This is a genomic window from Pseudomonas marginalis, assembly GCF_900105325.1.
In the GTDB taxonomy this organism is placed as follows: domain Bacteria; phylum Pseudomonadota; class Gammaproteobacteria; order Pseudomonadales; family Pseudomonadaceae; genus Aquipseudomonas; species Aquipseudomonas marginalis.
The window spans coordinates 210,327-226,078 of sequence record NZ_FNSU01000003.1; the positions used below are offsets into that span (position 1 = coordinate 210,327).

The window sequence follows — 15,752 nt, forward strand, 5'->3', positions numbered from 1 at the left end:
GGGGTCTCTTAGCGCATCACGAAAGGATCAGGCATGGGCGCCTGGGAGAGGTTGATCCACACCGTCTTCAGCTCGGTGTAGGCGAGCACCGAATCAATGCCGCTTTCACGGCCGTAGCCGCTGTTCTTGAAGCCGCCGATAGGCGCCATTGCCGACACGGCACGGTAGGTGTTGACCCAGATGATCCCCGAGCGCACGTCCCGCGCCAGGCGGTGGGCGCGGCCGAGGTCGCGGGTCCAGATGCCGGCGGCGAGGCCGAATTGCGAGTCGTTGGCGATGGCCAGCGCTTCGGCTTCGTCCTTGAAACGGATGACCGAGGCCACCGGGCCGAACACTTCTTCCTGCATGATCTTCATCGAGTTGCTGTCGCACTCGAACAAGGTTGGCTCATAGAACCAGCCTTCACCGAGGTTCTGCGGGCGTTTGCCACCGGTGCGCAGGCGCGCGCCTTCAGCGATGGCATCGGCGACCAAGCCCTCGACCACGGCCAGTTGCTGCGCGGTGGCCATGGGCCCCATTTCGCTGGCGTCGTCCTGGGGGTTGCCGATGCGGATGCGCTCGGCACGCGCCACCAGGCGCTCGACGAATTCGTCGTAGATCTCATCCTGCACCAGCAGGCGCGAACCGGACACGCAGCTCTGCCCGGACGCCGCGTAGATACCGGCAATTGCACCGTTGATGGCGCTGTCGAGGTCGGCGTCGGCAAAGATGATATTCGGCGATTTGCCGCCCAGTTCCAGGGACAGCCTGGCGAAGTTCTCCGCGCTGCTGCGCACCACGTGGCGGGCCGTGGCCGCGCCGCCGGTGAAGGCGATCTTGCGTACCAGTGGGTGCCGGGTGAGGGCGGCGCCGGTGCTGGGGCCGTAGCCGGTGACCACGTTGACCACGCCCGCTGGGATCCCGGCTTCGAGGGCCAGGCGCGCGAGTTCGAGGATGGTCGCCGAGGCGTGTTCCGACGGTTTGATCACGATGGTATTGCCCGCCGCCAGGGCCGGCGCGAGTTTGATCGCGGTCAGGTACAGCGGGCTGTTCCACGGAATGATCGCGGCGACCACGCCCATGGCTTCGTGCACGGTGTAGGCGAACAGGTCCGGCTTGTCCAGCGGCAGGGTGCCGCCTTCGAGCTTGTCGGCCAGGCCGGCGGTGTAGTGGAAAAACTCCGGCAGGTAGCTGACCTGGCCACGGGTTTCGCGGATCAACTTGCCGTTGTCGCGGCTTTCGAGCTGGGCCAGTTGCTCCTTGTTGTCGGCGATCAGGTCACCCAGGCGGCGCAGCAATTTGCCCCGTGCGGTGGCGGTGAGGCCACGCCAGGCCGGGCTGTCGAAGGCGCTTTGGGCGGCCTGCACGGCGCGCTCCACATCGGCCTCATCGGCGTCGGGCAGTTGCGCCCAGGGTTCGGCCAGGGCCGGGTTGAGGCTGTCGAAAGTCTTGCCGGACAGGGCATCGACCCATTCACCGCCGATGCACATCTGGAAGCGTGCGAGTGTCATGCAACGATCCCCTTGATTGGATTGTTTTGGGCGTACACCGTGTCGAGGAAGCCCAGCAGCAGCTGGTTGACCAGGCGTGGCGATTCTACCGGCATCATATGCCGTTGCTCGGCCAGCACCGCAACGGTGGCGCCGGGAATACGATCGGCCAGTTGCCGGGCCATTTCCGGGGTTGAACCGGGGTCGAGTTCGCCGGTGGCGACCAGGGTCGGTACGCGCAAGCCCTTGAGGTCGTCGGCGCGGTACATGTCCTGGGTCGCAAACAGTTCGTAGGTAGTCAGGTAGCCCTGGGGGTCGTTGCCCGCCAGGGTTTCACGCAGGGCGGCGATCTGCGCCGGGTTGGCCGCCTGGTATTCACGGCTGAACCAGCGCGACAGCGCAGCTTCGGCATTCGCATCCGGGCCGTGTTCGGCGGCCTGGGCGGTGCGTGCGATCACGCCGGCACGCTGTTCGGGGCTGCGGTTGAACACACTGTTGAGCACTACCAGGGATGTGAGGCGCTCGGGGTAGTGCAGGGCAAACGCCCGGGCGACCAGGCCGCCCATGGAAAAACCGATCACCGTGGCCTGGGGCAATTGCAGGTGGTCGAGCAGCTCCAGCAACTGATCGGCATACCCCAGCAGCGGCGTGCCGGCGGCCGGGCGCGGGCTGGCGCCATGGCCGAGCATGTCATAGGTGATCACGCGGTAATTCGTGGCCAGGCCAACGACTTGCCCGCCCCACATTTCTTTATTCAGGCCCACGCCGTGGATCAAAACCACAGGCTGGCCTTGGCCGGTCGCCAGATAACTGGTGCCAGCCGGGGTGCGTTCAGCGGTGAGCCGAATCATGGAGCGCTCCTGCATGCTTTTTGTTTTGGCCGGTCTTGCTTACTGGGCTTTTTCAGCGGCCAGCTCTTCCAGGTCGATATAGCGGTTGCCGATACGAGGGTGCAGGCGGCCGCCATCGGCGCAGCCCAATACCACGACGATTTCATCGGCACGCGGCGAATCCTCGATGTGCATTTCCAGGGTGATGTAGTGCGAACGCAGGCCTTCGTCGTCCTTGTGCATCATCGGGATCTGGATCGAGGTGCCCGGGCCGCCGCGCTTGTTGGTGAAGCTCAGGTAGCTCTTGGCCTTGACCGCTTCGCGGTAGTGATTGCCGAAGCGCAGGGTATGGATGATCGCGCTGGCGTGTTCGATCTCGCCATCGGCCCCGACCACAGCAGCCTTGCCATACGCCTCGATGTTTTCGGCGCCGCCAATGATGCCCACCAGGCGCTCGACCATCAGCGCGCCGAGGTCGGAGCAATTGGCCCGGATTTCCGGCTTGAGGTCTTCGACGAAGCCACGACCCAGCCATGGATTCTTCAGCACCACGGCGAGGCCGACCATCTTCACCGGGGTATCCGAGGCCTTGCCGCCTTCGATAAAGGTTTCTTCAACGTAGCTGACGATCTTGCGAATTTCGAAACTCATGAGCGGCTCCATCAGGTGTGGGGGAGTGGATTGCGTATGATGGTATACCATAATACGTAAAGCACAAGCGTCGCAAATGAGTTTGCGTGGGTAAGGCGATAAAGGGGGTGTGAAATTCTTCTTGTGGCGATGTTAAAAAATGTTAGATCGAAAAAATACTTCACATAATCCGTTCATTGGTGGATGATCGATCCCAATTCCAACGCGGCTCGCCGGTGTGGTGTCAGCCGCCGTTTTCCCCTGGAGTACCCCATGAATAATAAGAATGTCGGTGTGATCGGTCTGGGCGCGATGGGGCTGGGCATTGCCCGCTCGCTGTTGCGCGCAGGTTTCAATGTGCATGCCTGTGATGTACGCGAGGCGGTTACCCGGCAGTTCGCCGGCGAAGGCGGGGTGGCGTGCGCGTCGCCGGCGCAGATGGCCGAGGCCTGTGATGTGCTCATCACCGTGGTGGTCAACGCCGAGCAGACCGAGACCGTGCTGTTTGGTGAGGGCGGTGCCGTGGCGGCGCTGCGTCCCGCCAGCCTGGTGATCGGCTGTGCCACCGTGGCCCCGACCTACGCCGTGGACCTCGGCCAGCGCTTGGGCGAACACGGCCTGCTGTACCTGGATGCGCCGATTTCCGGCGGTGCGGCCAAGGCCGCCGCCGGTGAGATGACCATGATGACCTCCGGCCCGCAGGCCGCTTATGCCAAGGCCGATGCAGTGCTGGCGGGCATGGCCGGCAAGGTGTATCGCCTGGGCGACGTCCATGGTTTGGGCTCCAAGGTCAAGATCATCAACCAGTTGCTCGCCGGCGTGCACATCGCCGCCTCCGCCGAAGCCATGGCCCTGGGCCTGCGCGAAGGCGTGGACGCCGATGCCTTGTACGAGGTGATCACCCACAGCGCCGGCAATTCCTGGATGTTCGAAAACCGCGTGCCGCACATTCTCAAGGCCGACTACACGCCACTGTCGGCGGTGGATATTTTCGTCAAGGACCTCGGCCTGGTGCTGGATACCGCGCGTGCGAGCAAATTCCCGCTGCCGTTGTCGGCCACTGCGCACCAGATGTTCATGCAGGCTTCCAGCGCCGGTTTTGGCCGCGAGGACGACTCGGCGGTGATCAAGATTTTCCCCGGCATCGACCTGCCGACTGCCAAGCCCGAGCCGGTGTAAGGAACGCTTTATGACTAACCACACCACGCGCCCGTTGCTGGGCTGCATCGCCGACGATTTCACCGGCGCCACCGACCTGGCCAACATGCTGGTGCGCGGCGGTATGCGCACGGTGCAGAGCATTGGCATCCCCAGCCGCGAAGTCGCGGACGGGCTGGATGCGGACGCCATCGTCATCGCCCTCAAGTCGCGTACCATGCCGGTCGCAGAGGCTGTGGAGGAATCCCTGGCCGCGCTGGACTGGCTGCGCGAGCAGGGCTGCGAACAGATTTTCTTCAAGTATTGCTCGACCTTTGACTCCACTGCCGCCGGCAATATCGGCCAGGTCAGCGAGGCCTTGCTCAAGGCGCTGGGCAGTGATTTCACCCTGGCCTGCCCGGCGTTCCCGGAAAACGGCCGGACGATTTTCCGTGGCCACCTGTTTGTGCAGGACCAGCTGCTCAATGAGTCGGGCATGCAACATCACCCGCTGACGCCCATGGGCGACGCGAATCTGGTGCGCGTGCTGCAGAGCCAGACGCAACTGCCGGTCGGGCTGCTGCGGTACGACAGCATCGCCGCGGGCGTCGAGGCGACCCGTAAAAAAATCGCCGAACTGCGCGAGCAAGGCGTGGGCATTGCCATCGCCGATGCGCTGTCCGATCAAGACCTCTACACCCTCGGCAGCGCCTGCGCCGACTTGCCTTTGCTCACGGGCGGCTCGGGCCTGGCCTTGGGTTTGCCAGGCAATTTCCGCCGTGCCGGTAAGCTGCGCGACTTCGATGCGGCGACGCTGCCGACTATCAGCGGTGGCGAGGTGGTGCTCGCCGGCAGTGCCTCGGTAGCGACCCTCGGCCAGGTCGCGGCCTGGTGCGAGGCGGGTCGCCCGGCATTGCGCATTGATCCCATCGCCCTGGCTGCCGGTGAGCCGGTGGTGGCGCAGGCGCTGGCGTTTGCCCGCGACAGCGCACACACCGTATTGATCTACGCCACCAGCACCCCGGCCGAGGTCAAGGCCGTGCAAGAGCGGCTCGGCGTCGAGCGCGCCGGGGCCCTGGTGGAGAACGCCTTGGGCGAGATCGCCGCGGGCTTGCGCGAGCAAGGCGTGCGGCGTTTCGTGATCGCCGGCGGGGAAACCTCCGGCGCGGTGGTCAAGGCCCTCGGCGTCAACCTATTGCAGATTGGTGCGCAGATCGACCCTGGCGTGCCGGCCACCGTCAGCAGTTCCGCCGAGCCGCTGGCGCTGGCGCTCAAATCCGGCAACTTCGGTGGCCGTGAGTTCTTCGCCAAAGCCCTCGCGCACCTGGCCGGAGGTGCCCAGTGACTGGCATCGACGAACAGGCCCTGCGCGAAGAAATCTGCGATGTCGGCCACAGCCTGTACCAGCGTGGCTACACCGTCGGCAGCGCCGGCAATATCAGTGCGCGCCTCGACGATGGCTGGCTGATCACCCCCACCGATGTCTGCCTCGGGCGCCTCGTGCCAGGCGCTATTGCCAAGGTCAACCTGAAGGGCGAGTGGGTGTCCGGGGACAAACCGTCCAAGACCCTGGCCCTGCATCGCCAGGTGTATGACCGCAACCCCTCGGTGGGCGGTGTGGTGCACACCCACTCCACCCACCTGGTTGCGCTGACCCTGGCAGGTGTGTGGAGCGCGGAGGATATCTTGCCGCCGCTCACGCCTTACCAGGTGATGAAGGTCGGTCACATTCCCTTGATCGGCTATCAGCGTCCGGGTTCGCCCAAGGTCGCCGAGCAGGTCGCGCAACTGGCCAACAGCGTGCGAGGGGTGATGCTCGAACGCCTGGGGCCGGTGGTCTGGGAGAGTTCGGTGGCCAAGGCCAGCTACGCCCTGGAAGAGTTGGAAGAAACCGCACGGTTGTGGTTGATGAGCAACCCCCGGCCGGCGCCGTTGAATCAGGCTGCACTGGATGAATTGCGCGAGACGTTCGGCGCGCACTGGTAACCCGCAAGACGACACGGCAAGTGCTGCCCGAGCGTCTGGTTTGACGCTCGACGGACCCGGCTTGCCTGAAAAAACAATAACAACAGGACATTCTCGAATGAGCCCACTGATTTTGATGTTGACCGCTGGCGCGGGTATCGCGCTGCTGCTGTTTCTGGTCCTCAGGTACAAATTCCAGCCGTTTGTCGCGTTGATGCTGGTGAGTATCGTGGTGGCGCTGGTGGCCGGGGTGAAACCGGCTGACCTGGTGGCGACGATCGAGGGCGGCATGGGCAAGACCCTTGGCCATATCGCGATCATCATTGCCCTGGGCGCGATGATCGGGCGGATCATCGAGCTGTCCGGCGGTGCCGAGGCCCTGGCCAAGTCGTTGATCGAGCGCTTCGGCAACAGCCGTACGCCGCTGGCGCTGACCATCGCCGGGTTCATCATCGGCGTGCCGGTGTTCTTTGAAGTCGGGGTGATCATCCTGATGCCGTTGGCCTATGGCGTGGCACGCCGGGCGCGCAAGCCGCTGCTGGTGTTCGCCTTGCCGATGTGTGCGGCGCTGCTCACCGTGCATGCCTTCCTGCCGCCCCATCCGGGCGCCGTAGCCGCCGCCAGCCAACTGGGCGCTGACCTGGGCCGGGTACTGATGTTCGGCCTGCCGATCACCGCATTGTTGTGCTACATCGGCTACCGCGTGGCGGGACGCATGACCCGGCGCTTCTATCCGATGACCGACGATATCCGTGCAGAAGTCTATGGCCCTCACGTGACCAATGAAGACCTGCGGGCCTGGGCCAACGGCAATCACCAGGCGGTACGACAGAGCGCCGTGGCCGAGTCCCATATGGGATTGGAAGAGTCCACCAGCGCCATTGCCGCCAAGCTGCCGGCGGCGCCTGCACCCGGTTTTGGCCTGATTGTGAGCCTGATCCTGCTGCCGATTGTGCTGATTTTGCTGGGCACCCTGGCCACCTCGCTGCTGCCGATCGAATCGGCGTTGCGTGGGGTGATGACCGTGTTGGGCGCGCCGTTGGTGGCGCTGCTGATCGACACCTTGCTGTGCGCCTGGTTGCTGGGTTCGCGCCGGGGTTGGAGCCGCAGCCAGGTGTCGGATGTGATCGGCTCGGCCTTGCCGGGCGTGGCCATGGTGATCCTGATCGCCGGCGCCGGTGGCGTGTTCGGCAAGGTGCTGGTGGACACCGGCATCGGCGCGGTAGTCTCCGACATGCTGCGCACCACCGGCCTGCCGGTGCTGGCCCTGGGCTTTTTACTGACCATGTTGCTGCGCGCGGTGCAGGGGTCGACCACCGTGGCCCTGGTGACCACGGCAGGGATCATCAGCCCGCTGATCGTGACCCTCAACCTCACGCCCAACCACCTGGCGCTGCTGTGCCTGGCCATGGGCGGTGGCGGGCTGGCGATGTCGCATATCAACGACGCCGGCTACTGGATCTTCACCAAGCTCGCCGGGCTCAACGTGGCCGACGGTCTGCGCACGTGGACGGTGATCACCACCTTGCTCGGTACCTTGGGTTTCGTGATTACATTGTTGATCTGGCCTTTTGTCTGATTTCCAGGAGTTTCTATGCCTCGTTTTGCCGCCAACCTGAGCATGCTTTACCCGCAACATGACTTTCTCGAGCGCTTTAGTGCCGCGAAGGCCGATGGTTTTGACGCGGTGGAATACCTGTTCCCCTATGACTACAGCGCCGAGGCACTCAAGCAACGCCTGAGTGACAACGGCCTGGTCCAGGCCCTGTTCAATGCACCACCGGGCGATTGGGCGGCGGGGGAGCGCGGTATCGCCTCGCTGCCGGGGCGTGAGGCCGAGTTTCGCAGTGGCTTCGACCGGGCCCTGGAATACGCCGCCGTGCTCGGCAACGACCGCGTGCACGTCATGGCCGGCTTGCTGCCCTCGGAAAGCCTGCGCCAGCGCCATCAGGCCGTGTACCTGGAAAACCTCGCCTACGCCAGCGCCGCTGCGGCTGAGGTTGGCGTCACCGTGTTGCTGGAACCGATCAACACCCGCGACATGCCGGGGTTTTTCCTCAATCGCCAGGACCAGGCCCACGCCATCTGCCGGGAGGTCGGCGCGCGCAACCTCAAGGTGCAGTTCGACTGCTACCACTGCCAGATCGTCGAAGGCGACTTGGCCACCAAGCTGCGTCGCGATTTCGACGGCATTGGCCATATCCAGATTGCCGGGGTACCGGACCGTCACGAGCCTGACCTGGGCGAGCTGAACTATGGGTTCCTGTTCGAACTGATGGACCAGTTGGGCTACGACGGCTGGGTCGGCTGCGAATACCGGCCAAAGGGCGACACCTCGGCGGGCCTGCAATGGTTGCGGGACTGGAAAGCGGCTCGGTAGTCGACGAGCCTCTGTGTCGGTTCGGTTCAAATGTGGGAGGGGCGGTGCGACGATTCGACTTGCCCCCGATAGCGGTATGTCAGCCAACACCTCTACCAACCCTGCCACCGCCATCGAAGCCTAGCTAAAGCTCGACCTCTCCTACAAAGGGAGGGCATCACGCCGGCAACGGATCACCCGGCAGCATCAATTCAATCCCGCGCTTGCGGATGCCATCTGCCGCTGCCGGGGCCAGGGCGTCGTCGCTGATGATCACGTCGAACGGTTCCAGCCCGGCGATGCGGTACATGCTGAAGGTGCCGTATTTGGAACTGCTCGCCACCAGCACCACCTGGGACGCCGATTGCATCGCCACTTGCTTGACCTCGACTTTCAGCGCCGAGGGGGTGGTGATACCTCGGTGCAAATCCCAGGAGCTGGTGGACACAAAGGCGATGTCCGTCACCACCTGGCGCAGGGTTGCCACGGCCAGCCCGCCGACGGAAGAATGGTTGTCATGGTCCAGTTGGCCGCCGGTGTGGATCACCGTGACCTGCGTCGCATCCATCAGGGCCTGCACGATCCCGAAGTCATTGGTGACCACGGTCATCCCCGACAGCGCCTTGATATACGGGACGATCTCCAGGGTGCTGGTGCCGGCATCCAGGTACACCGTCATGTCCGCGTGCAGCAACCGTGCGGCCAGTCGCGCCATCGCCTGCTTTTGCGGCAACTCCACCACGGCTTTGGATTGATGGCTGGGTTCGCTGTGCAACTGGCTGGCGATCCGGACCCCACCGGTGACGGAGTACGCCCGGCCTTCCTGCTCCAGCAGGGCGATATCGCGGCGCACGGTCATGTGCGAGCAGTCGAACATCTCCATCAACTGGTGCACGCTCATCACCTGATGCTTGCGCAACTGCCGCAGGATCTGTTCGCGACGCTGCTCGGGAATCATCGGGGTGCTGCTGTCGGTGGCCGTGTCCTTCGGGTTGGGCATTAAGGCTCCGCAGTGGTTGGGTAAGAGGCGGGGAGTGCGTGGCTATAGTAGCCAATACACGCCCCCGCCGGCGACCCCGGTGTGACAGCGGTCAGAACTTGAACCGCCCCACCAACCCCTTGAGCTGACCGGAAATATCCGTCAACCGCCCTGATCCGGTCTGCGCCGAGTGGGCAAAGCCTTCGACCAGTTGCGCATCGGCATGGATCTGCGCGATGTGCCGGTTGATCTCTTCGGCCACTTGGTGCTGTTCTTCGGCCGCGGTGGCGATCTGGGTGTTCTGGTCGCGGATCGAGTCCACCGAGCCTTGGATCTTGTCGAAGCTGTCGCGGGCCTGCTGGATGCGTTCCACGCTGGTGTGGGACACCAGCAGGCTGCCCTGCATCTGCTGGGTGACTTCCTGGGTGCGGCGGGCGAGGTTGCCCAGCAGGCTGTCGATTTCACCGGTGGAGTCGGCAGTGCGGCGCGCCAGGGCGCGGACTTCGTCGGCGACCACGGCAAAACCGCGGCCCTGGTCACCGGCGCGCGCGGCTTCAATCGCGGCGTTGAGTGCCAGCAGGTTGGTCTGTTCGGCGATCGAGCGGATGGTGTCGAGGATGGTGTTGATGTTCTGGCTGTCCTGCTCCAGCAACTGCATGGTCTGGGTCGACTTTTGCAGGTCTTCGCTGAGCTTGAGCACGCTGCCGGTGGCTTCGCCGATGTGCTGCTGGCCATTGTGCACGTCGCGGTAACCCTCGTCGGCACTCGCGGCGGCGGCGCTGCAGGAGCGCGCGACTTCGTTGGCGGTGGCTACCATTTCGTTGAACGCGGTGCTTACCAGCTCCACGGCTTCACGTTGGCGCCCGGCGGCCTGGTTCATGTTGTTGGCGACTTCGCTGGTGTCGGCGGCGGCGGTTTGCAGGTCGGAAGAGGCGTTGCCGATGCGCTGCACCAGTTGGGCGATCATGCTCAGGAACTGGTTGAACCAGCCCGCCAGGCTGGCGGTTTCGTCTTTGCCTTGCACCTTGAGTTGGCGCGTCAGGTCGCCTTCGCCTTCGGCAATCTCCTGCAGGCCGTCGGCCACCCCGCGAATCGGGCGCACGATCATGCTCGCAAAACTGGCGCCGACAATCGCGAACACCACGGCCAGGGCGGCGGCAATCGCGGCGATCAACCACGTGAGGCTGGTGGCGCCGGCCATGACTTCATCGCGTTTGATCAGGCCGATAAAGCGCCAGCCCAGATCCTTGGAACTGACCACGTTGGCCATGTAGGCCACGCCGTCGATGTCGATCTGGGTCACGCCGTCGCCGCGCTTGGCCAGTTCGGCGTAGTTGGGGCCCAGGTCGGCCATCGGCTTGAAGTTGTGCTTGGCGTCGCTGGGGTCCACCAGCACGTTGCCGTTGGCTTCCACCAGCATCAGGTAGCCGCTGTCGCCCAGCTTGATGTTGCGCACCAGCTCGGTGAGCTGCTTGAGCGACACGTCCAGGCCGACCACGCCGAGTATGTTGCCGGTGGCGTCGGCGACGGTGTGCACGGTGCCGATCAGGACCACGTCGTCCGGTGCCCAGTAATAGGCGCCGGTGCGCACGGTGGCGCCTGGCGCGGCGATGGCGGCTTTGTACCAGGGGCGTACGCGTGGGTCGTAGTTGTTCAGTTTGGTGTCATCAGGCCAGCTGGCATAACCGCCGTCGGCGAGGCCCAAAGACAAGTAGGCGGTGCTCGGGTGGCTCTTGGCGAACTGGTCGAAAATCGCCAGCAGGTCTTTGTTGGTCTGGGTCAGGGGGATTTGCGCGGCGTCGGCGCCGGCGTAGCTCTTGAGATCCTTGGCCGCGACAACGCGCGGGTCCTTGGCCACGAAGTCGACGTTCTGGCTGATGCCATCGAAGAACTGCTTCATGCCGTTGTCGATCTGACGGATCTCGCGACCGCTGCTGTCGAGGAAATTGGCCAGGGCCCCCTCGCGCAGATTCAGCACTACCAACACGGCCACCAGGATGACCGGGAGGCACGCGATAGCCGCGAACGCCCAGGTCAGCTTCTGCTTGATATTCATGACTTCACCTGCGGGTATTTATAGTTTTGGCAAGGGGAAACGCTAGTGCTGAATGCCGCATGTGTTGTTATGAAGGGGGTAAGGCCCATGCGTACCTCCGGTTTATCGACCGAAGGGGCACGCACTTTAGGGCGCGGGGCGTGATCAGCCGATTGAGTGGTCGGCCAGGGCGTCGCGGCGCATCGATTGCAGGTTCTTCTCGATGGTTTCGCAGATGGCTTCCATCTGGATCTGGTGTTCGCTGGAGCGGAACGGGCTTTGCAGGTCGGTGCCGATGCGTTCGATGGCCAGCAGCATAAAACCCACCACGGTGGACGCCAGCGGGGTGAACCAGCCCAGGGATTCCACCAGGCCCACGGGCACGATCAGGCAGAACAGCGAGATAAACAGGCGTGGGAAATACACGTAAGGGTAGGGCAGTGGTGTGTTGGCGATCCGTTCCATGCCGCCCTGGGCATTGGACAGATCCACCAGGGTCGACTCCAGCCGCGCCAGGCGAATGCTGTCCAGGTGCCCGGCCTTGTATTCGCGGGCCAGCAACGCCGCCGAGCCGGTGAGGATGTCATTGGCAAAGTTGTTGGTGGCGCCGTTGCGGGCGAATTCCTCGGTGGGGATAAAGGCGCGTACTTCATCAGGGCACGGTTCGCCCCTGAGGTGCGCGGCCAGGCAATTTACGTAGGCCACGTGGCGGCGCAGCAGGGTGGACTTGATCGGGTTCACTTCGCCGTCAGGATCGTCCAGCAAGGTCAAAACCTGACGGGCAAAACTGCGCGAATTGTTGACCATCGCACCCCACAGCGTGCGCGCTTCCCACCAGCGGTTATAGGCGCTGCTGTTGCGAAAGCTGATGAGCACGATCAGTGCCGAGCCCAGCAGGGTGAGGGGCATCAGCGGCAAGTTGATCTTGGCGGTGAGGAACAGCATGAAGTCCACGGTGACGGCGACGTCCCACAACAACAGCCAGAACAGCGACCAGCCCACATAGCCCATGGTCTTGATGATCAGGCGGTACTTTTTGATGATGGCGGCTTTCAAACGACAACCTCGCGGCGAGCAGTAGGCAACAGTGCCTTAGCTCGGACGTCGGCTGGCGGGGAAGGTTCGCTGCGGCGCCTGAAACGGTTAAGCCGCCTGAGTTTTCTGGAACAATTTTGGTAGCGACGGTGTCCTCAGAGCTAATCACGCTAGATTGCGCCCAAGGCAAAACGCCATTATCGGTGCTGCAATTGAGATCAGTGGATCCAAGTTGTTTGATCAGGGCTCTTTCTCATGTGCAGTGGTTCGTTGAAGTTGGCGATGGAACAGTCGGCGCGGGCGTTTGAGCGCCATGTGGAGTTTGAAGCGAGTATTCGTACCCATTATTCGATTTTGCTGGAGTCCTATTCAAAAAGACCGTTTTTCTACAAGACCGCACTGAAGTTCAGTCGCTTGATGGTGTCCTTTACGTTATTGAGCACGTATTTCTCCAAGCCAGTTCCCTTACTGTCCGAGGTGAAAGAGTTTTGTGTGGCGCGCGGGTTCTGTTCGAGAAACAGCCTGGAGTCGATCTTCCTGCTGTTCAGGGTCCTGGGGTTCATGACGGTGTCGAGGCATGCGGATGACAGTCGTTTGCGGGTATTCAGTCCGTCATCCCAAGCCTGCGAGGAGATCAGGCTGATGCTTACGTCCGTGGTCGAGCCGCTGGGCGTGATGTGCCCGGAAACCGAGGTGTGCGGGTCAATGGCCGGGTTGGATGATCGCGCCTATCTGGCCCGTTATTTCAAAGGTTTTTCGGTGCTTCTGCGCCAGAACGTGACGATTGACCTGTTGATGCCTGATTGTTATTGGCTGGTAAAACGCGATGCCGGACATATGTTGATGCTGGCGATCTATAACGATGCGTGTGCGCTGGATAATCAAGGGGCAAGTTTCAGGTCTTCGTCCTACCTTTCCATCGCTGAGCAACTCTCGGTGTCCAAGACCCACGTTATTCGTCTGGTGCAAGAGGGGGCCGACCGGGGCTATTTCAAGATTCATTCCAAGACACTGCTTGAAGTCCTGCCACCTTTTATCGTGTTGGTAAGGCGGTTCATGGCGTATTCGTTTGCGACCTGCCTGCACAGTCTTCAACTGAGTCATGTCGATAATAAAGCGGCCACTCATGCACAGGGAGTGACGGGATGCCGGCTAATGTAAAGCTCAGGCCACGGATGCAAAGGCTGCTGTCGCCCGCCATTGCCCAGGCCGAACTGATCGGGATTTTCGCCTGGCTGGCGGTGTTGCTGGTTGATCGCGGGAGGATGTTCGGCTGGCCGGTCGTGCTGGTCACGATGGGTCTGTGCGCGGTGTATGGGGTCCACCGGGTGGTGACTCAGTATGTGCTGTGGCGGGCGCTGGGCGTGGCCTACATGGCGCTGCTGTCCGCAGGTTTTGCCTATGTGGTTCACACCCGGCCTGCGTTGCAGGTGTTTGCCTTGCCGCTGGCCGTGACCCTGGTAATGAGCAGCGCAATCCTGTTTATCGTGGTTCAGGATTTTCTGTTCTGCGCCGCGTTGGTCTGGTTACTGACGTGGCCCCACATTCAGTTGAGCCTTTACGCAGGCGTCGACACCTACGTGTTTATCTTTTGCGCCGCGTCGGTGGCGATCGGTTCTGTCTTGAATGTCTACTACCTGAAAAACCTGCGCTCCGTGTTACTGGTCGAGAGTGAGTTTCGGGAATTGGCCGAGACGGATTACTTGACCTCCATCCTGAACCGGCGCGCCTTTATGGAGAGCTTCGCCAAACTGATTGCGGCCGGTGATACGGGCTACTTCATGATGTTGGATATCGACAGTTTCAAATTGAAGAATGACCAGTTCGGCCATGACGTCGGCGACAGGATTCTCTGTGCGATGGCCGCGTGCCTGAAAGCCACCCCCGGCAGCCACAGTTTCGGCAGGATTGGCGGTGAAGAATTCGGCGTGCTGCTGGTGGGCGATGACCCTGATGTCGCCACCGACTACGCGCTGCGCCTGCTGCAGGGGATTCGGTGCAGTGTCGCGCCGCCCCATCACTACACCTGCAGTGCGGGCATGACACGCTTTACGGCCGGGGCCGATATGTCGGCGGTCCTCAAGCGTGCCGACCGCAATCTCTACGCCTCCAAGGGCAATGGCAAGGACCGCGTGTATCTGGATGGCGCGCTAGTCTGCCACGGAGCGACTTAGCTCGAACGCCGGCTTGCGGGGAAGGTTCGCCCTGAACCAGAAACGTTTAAGTTACGTGCGCTTCGGTTGAGTTGGAAGGAGGGCACCATGCTATGCTCTGGAGGCTAATTGGGGGATTTCAAATGACTAAAACAGCGGATATCAGTATTGCCAGCCACGTGCGTCACCTGGCCAGGGCTCATCATGTTACCGCTGAGCGTGATGGCATAAGCCGGATGGCTGCTGCGATTACTAGCCTGGCTGGCGATGTGGTCGAGTTGGATGGTGTGGAGCAGTTGTTGGTCAATCTCAAGAGGAAGGGCGTTCTGAGTAAATCGGAAACCCTGGCGCTTCAGGGCAGTTACCTCCAAGAGAAGCGACGCTCCAAGAAGAAGCTAAGCGCATGAATTTTGATCGCCTTCGGCGATTTTGAGACCGCTGGGTACCTTCAAAATGCTCTACAGCTTAAAGATCCCATCGAAGTAAAAGAGTCAGAGCATCTATCGTTCGAACTGAGCATGGAAGACGCGCTTCGATACTTGGCCCAAAAAAAAAGTATCGATTACTCGTCCGTACTCAAAGTACACGAGCTCCTGTTCTCTGATTTTTATCACTGGGCGGGTAAGGATCGAACTGAGCTTGTTCCACATCTTGCCGTTTTCAAAGGTTCTCAAGACGATCCACACCATACCCCGTTTGAGCATCCGGCATCGATCAGACTCTCCGTCGACTATGCATTTGAGCTGGCGTCGAACAAGAAGCGCTTCAGGGATCGCCCTGGTGACGTCATGGGCCAGTTGGCATTCGCGCATCCTTTTCTCGATGGCAATGGGCGCACGATTCTGCTGGTTTTCATGGAACTTTGTTATCGAGCCAAGTTCGCCATTGAATGGTCAAAAACCAACAAGGATGATTACCTCCGGGCACTCAGTGCGGAAATCAAAGAGCCGTTTAAAGGGCATCTGAATGATTACCTGCAACCCTTCGTGGTCGATATTGCACATCGTGACGAATGGCCAGGAATGATAGGTGGCCTAAAAGGTCTGGATGGGCTTGATAAGGAAAGGATTACCTACGAAAGCCTTGATAATCCTGAGGTTCAAAAGATTTACACAACCTACAGAGCGCAGTCGCTCGCTGCGCCTTCATCCGAAAAATAG

The 15,752-nt window shown here is 61.9% G+C and carries 14 protein-coding genes and 2 pseudogenes; 9 read left to right on the forward strand and 7 right to left on the reverse strand.

Annotated elements, in window-relative coordinates:
* Positions 1–8 precede the first annotated feature (8 nt).
* From BLW22_RS10405 to BLW22_RS10415, 3 genes are read right to left on the reverse strand one after another with little or no spacing between them, the layout of a single operon-like run.
* A complete protein-coding gene (locus BLW22_RS10405) occupies positions 9–1,490 on the reverse strand; it encodes an aldehyde dehydrogenase (RefSeq protein WP_065946547.1) in 1,482 nt (493 codons plus the stop codon).
* Positions 1,487–2,320 (reverse strand): alpha/beta fold hydrolase, encoded by an 834-nt coding sequence (locus tag BLW22_RS10410; RefSeq protein WP_027603603.1) that lies wholly within the window; start codon positions 2,318–2,320, stop codon positions 1,487–1,489. Before BLW22_RS10410 ends, BLW22_RS10405 begins: the two co-directional genes overlap by 4 nt.
* 39 nt (positions 2,321–2,359) lie before the next feature.
* On the reverse strand, positions 2,360–2,950 hold the full coding sequence (locus BLW22_RS10415; protein ID WP_027603604.1) for an amino acid synthesis family protein: 591 nt from the start codon (positions 2,948–2,950) through the stop codon (positions 2,360–2,362).
* Positions 2,951–3,133: 183 nt separating this feature from the next.
* Here BLW22_RS10415 and ltnD point away from each other — a divergent pair, with 183 nt between their 5' ends.
* From ltnD to otnI, 5 genes are all read left to right on the forward strand, one after another.
* A complete protein-coding gene (gene ltnD / locus BLW22_RS10420; RefSeq protein WP_256097762.1) occupies positions 3,134–4,108 on the forward strand; it encodes an L-threonate dehydrogenase in 975 nt (324 codons plus the stop codon).
* Between the two features lie 10 nt (positions 4,109–4,118).
* Positions 4,119–5,411, forward strand: a complete 1,293-nt coding sequence (gene otnK, locus BLW22_RS10425; RefSeq protein ID WP_074846054.1) for a 3-oxo-tetronate kinase — start codon at positions 4,119–4,121, stop codon at positions 5,409–5,411.
* Positions 5,408–6,052, forward strand: a complete 645-nt coding sequence (gene otnC / locus BLW22_RS10430) for a 3-oxo-tetronate 4-phosphate decarboxylase (RefSeq protein WP_074846055.1) — start codon at positions 5,408–5,410, stop codon at positions 6,050–6,052. The genes otnK and otnC overlap by 4 nt, the downstream gene beginning before the upstream one ends.
* Before the next feature lie 97 nt (positions 6,053–6,149).
* Positions 6,150–7,610, forward strand: a complete 1,461-nt coding sequence (locus tag BLW22_RS10435) for a GntT/GntP/DsdX family permease (protein ID WP_074846057.1) — start codon at positions 6,150–6,152, stop codon at positions 7,608–7,610.
* A gap of 15 nt (positions 7,611–7,625) precedes the next feature.
* The gene (gene otnI, locus BLW22_RS10440) at positions 7,626–8,411 is read left to right on the forward strand and encodes a 2-oxo-tetronate isomerase (RefSeq protein ID WP_065926388.1); all 786 of its coding nucleotides are present in this window, start codon (positions 7,626–7,628) and stop codon (positions 8,409–8,411) included.
* A gap of 157 nt (positions 8,412–8,568) precedes the next feature.
* Here the strand turns inward: otnI and BLW22_RS10445 are convergent, their stop codons facing one another.
* The 4 genes and pseudogenes from BLW22_RS10445 to BLW22_RS10455 all read right to left on the reverse strand — a co-directional run bounded on the left by BLW22_RS10445 (position 8,569) and on the right by BLW22_RS10455 (position 12,460).
* Complete coding sequence (locus BLW22_RS10445) at positions 8,569–9,390, reverse strand: DeoR/GlpR family DNA-binding transcription regulator (protein ID WP_065926387.1); 822 nt, start codon at positions 9,388–9,390, stop codon at positions 8,569–8,571.
* Positions 9,391–9,481: 91 nt separating this feature from the next.
* Positions 9,482–9,997, reverse strand: a pseudogene (locus tag BLW22_RS35945) (methyl-accepting chemotaxis protein); the annotation flags it as partial.
* A 348-nt stretch (positions 9,998–10,345) separates the two neighbouring features.
* A pseudogene (locus BLW22_RS35950) lies at positions 10,346–11,425 on the reverse strand (HAMP domain-containing protein); the annotation flags it as partial.
* Between the two features lie 144 nt (positions 11,426–11,569).
* Entirely contained in the window at positions 11,570–12,460 is an 891-nt protein-coding gene (locus tag BLW22_RS10455) for a bestrophin family protein (RefSeq protein WP_065926385.1), read from the reverse strand.
* A gap of 261 nt (positions 12,461–12,721) precedes the next feature.
* On the opposite strand from BLW22_RS10455, the gene BLW22_RS10460 reads away from it, so the two are divergent.
* The 4 genes from BLW22_RS10460 (at position 12,722) to BLW22_RS10475 (ending at position 15,752) form a co-directional block, all read left to right on the forward strand.
* Positions 12,722–13,600: a hypothetical protein gene (locus BLW22_RS10460; RefSeq protein ID WP_065926384.1), complete on the forward strand. Its 879-nt coding sequence runs from the start codon at positions 12,722–12,724 to the stop codon at positions 13,598–13,600.
* A complete protein-coding gene (locus BLW22_RS10465) occupies positions 13,585–14,613 on the forward strand; it encodes a GGDEF domain-containing protein (protein ID WP_074846059.1) in 1,029 nt (342 codons plus the stop codon). The genes BLW22_RS10460 and BLW22_RS10465 overlap by 16 nt, the downstream gene beginning before the upstream one ends.
* Positions 14,614–14,735: 122 nt before the next feature.
* Positions 14,736–14,999, forward strand: coding sequence for a hypothetical protein (locus tag BLW22_RS10470; RefSeq protein WP_074848130.1), 264 nt, complete (start codon positions 14,736–14,738; stop codon positions 14,997–14,999).
* A gap of 3 nt (positions 15,000–15,002) precedes the next feature.
* A complete protein-coding gene (locus BLW22_RS10475) occupies positions 15,003–15,752 on the forward strand; it encodes a Fic/DOC family protein (RefSeq protein ID WP_235865580.1) in 750 nt (249 codons plus the stop codon).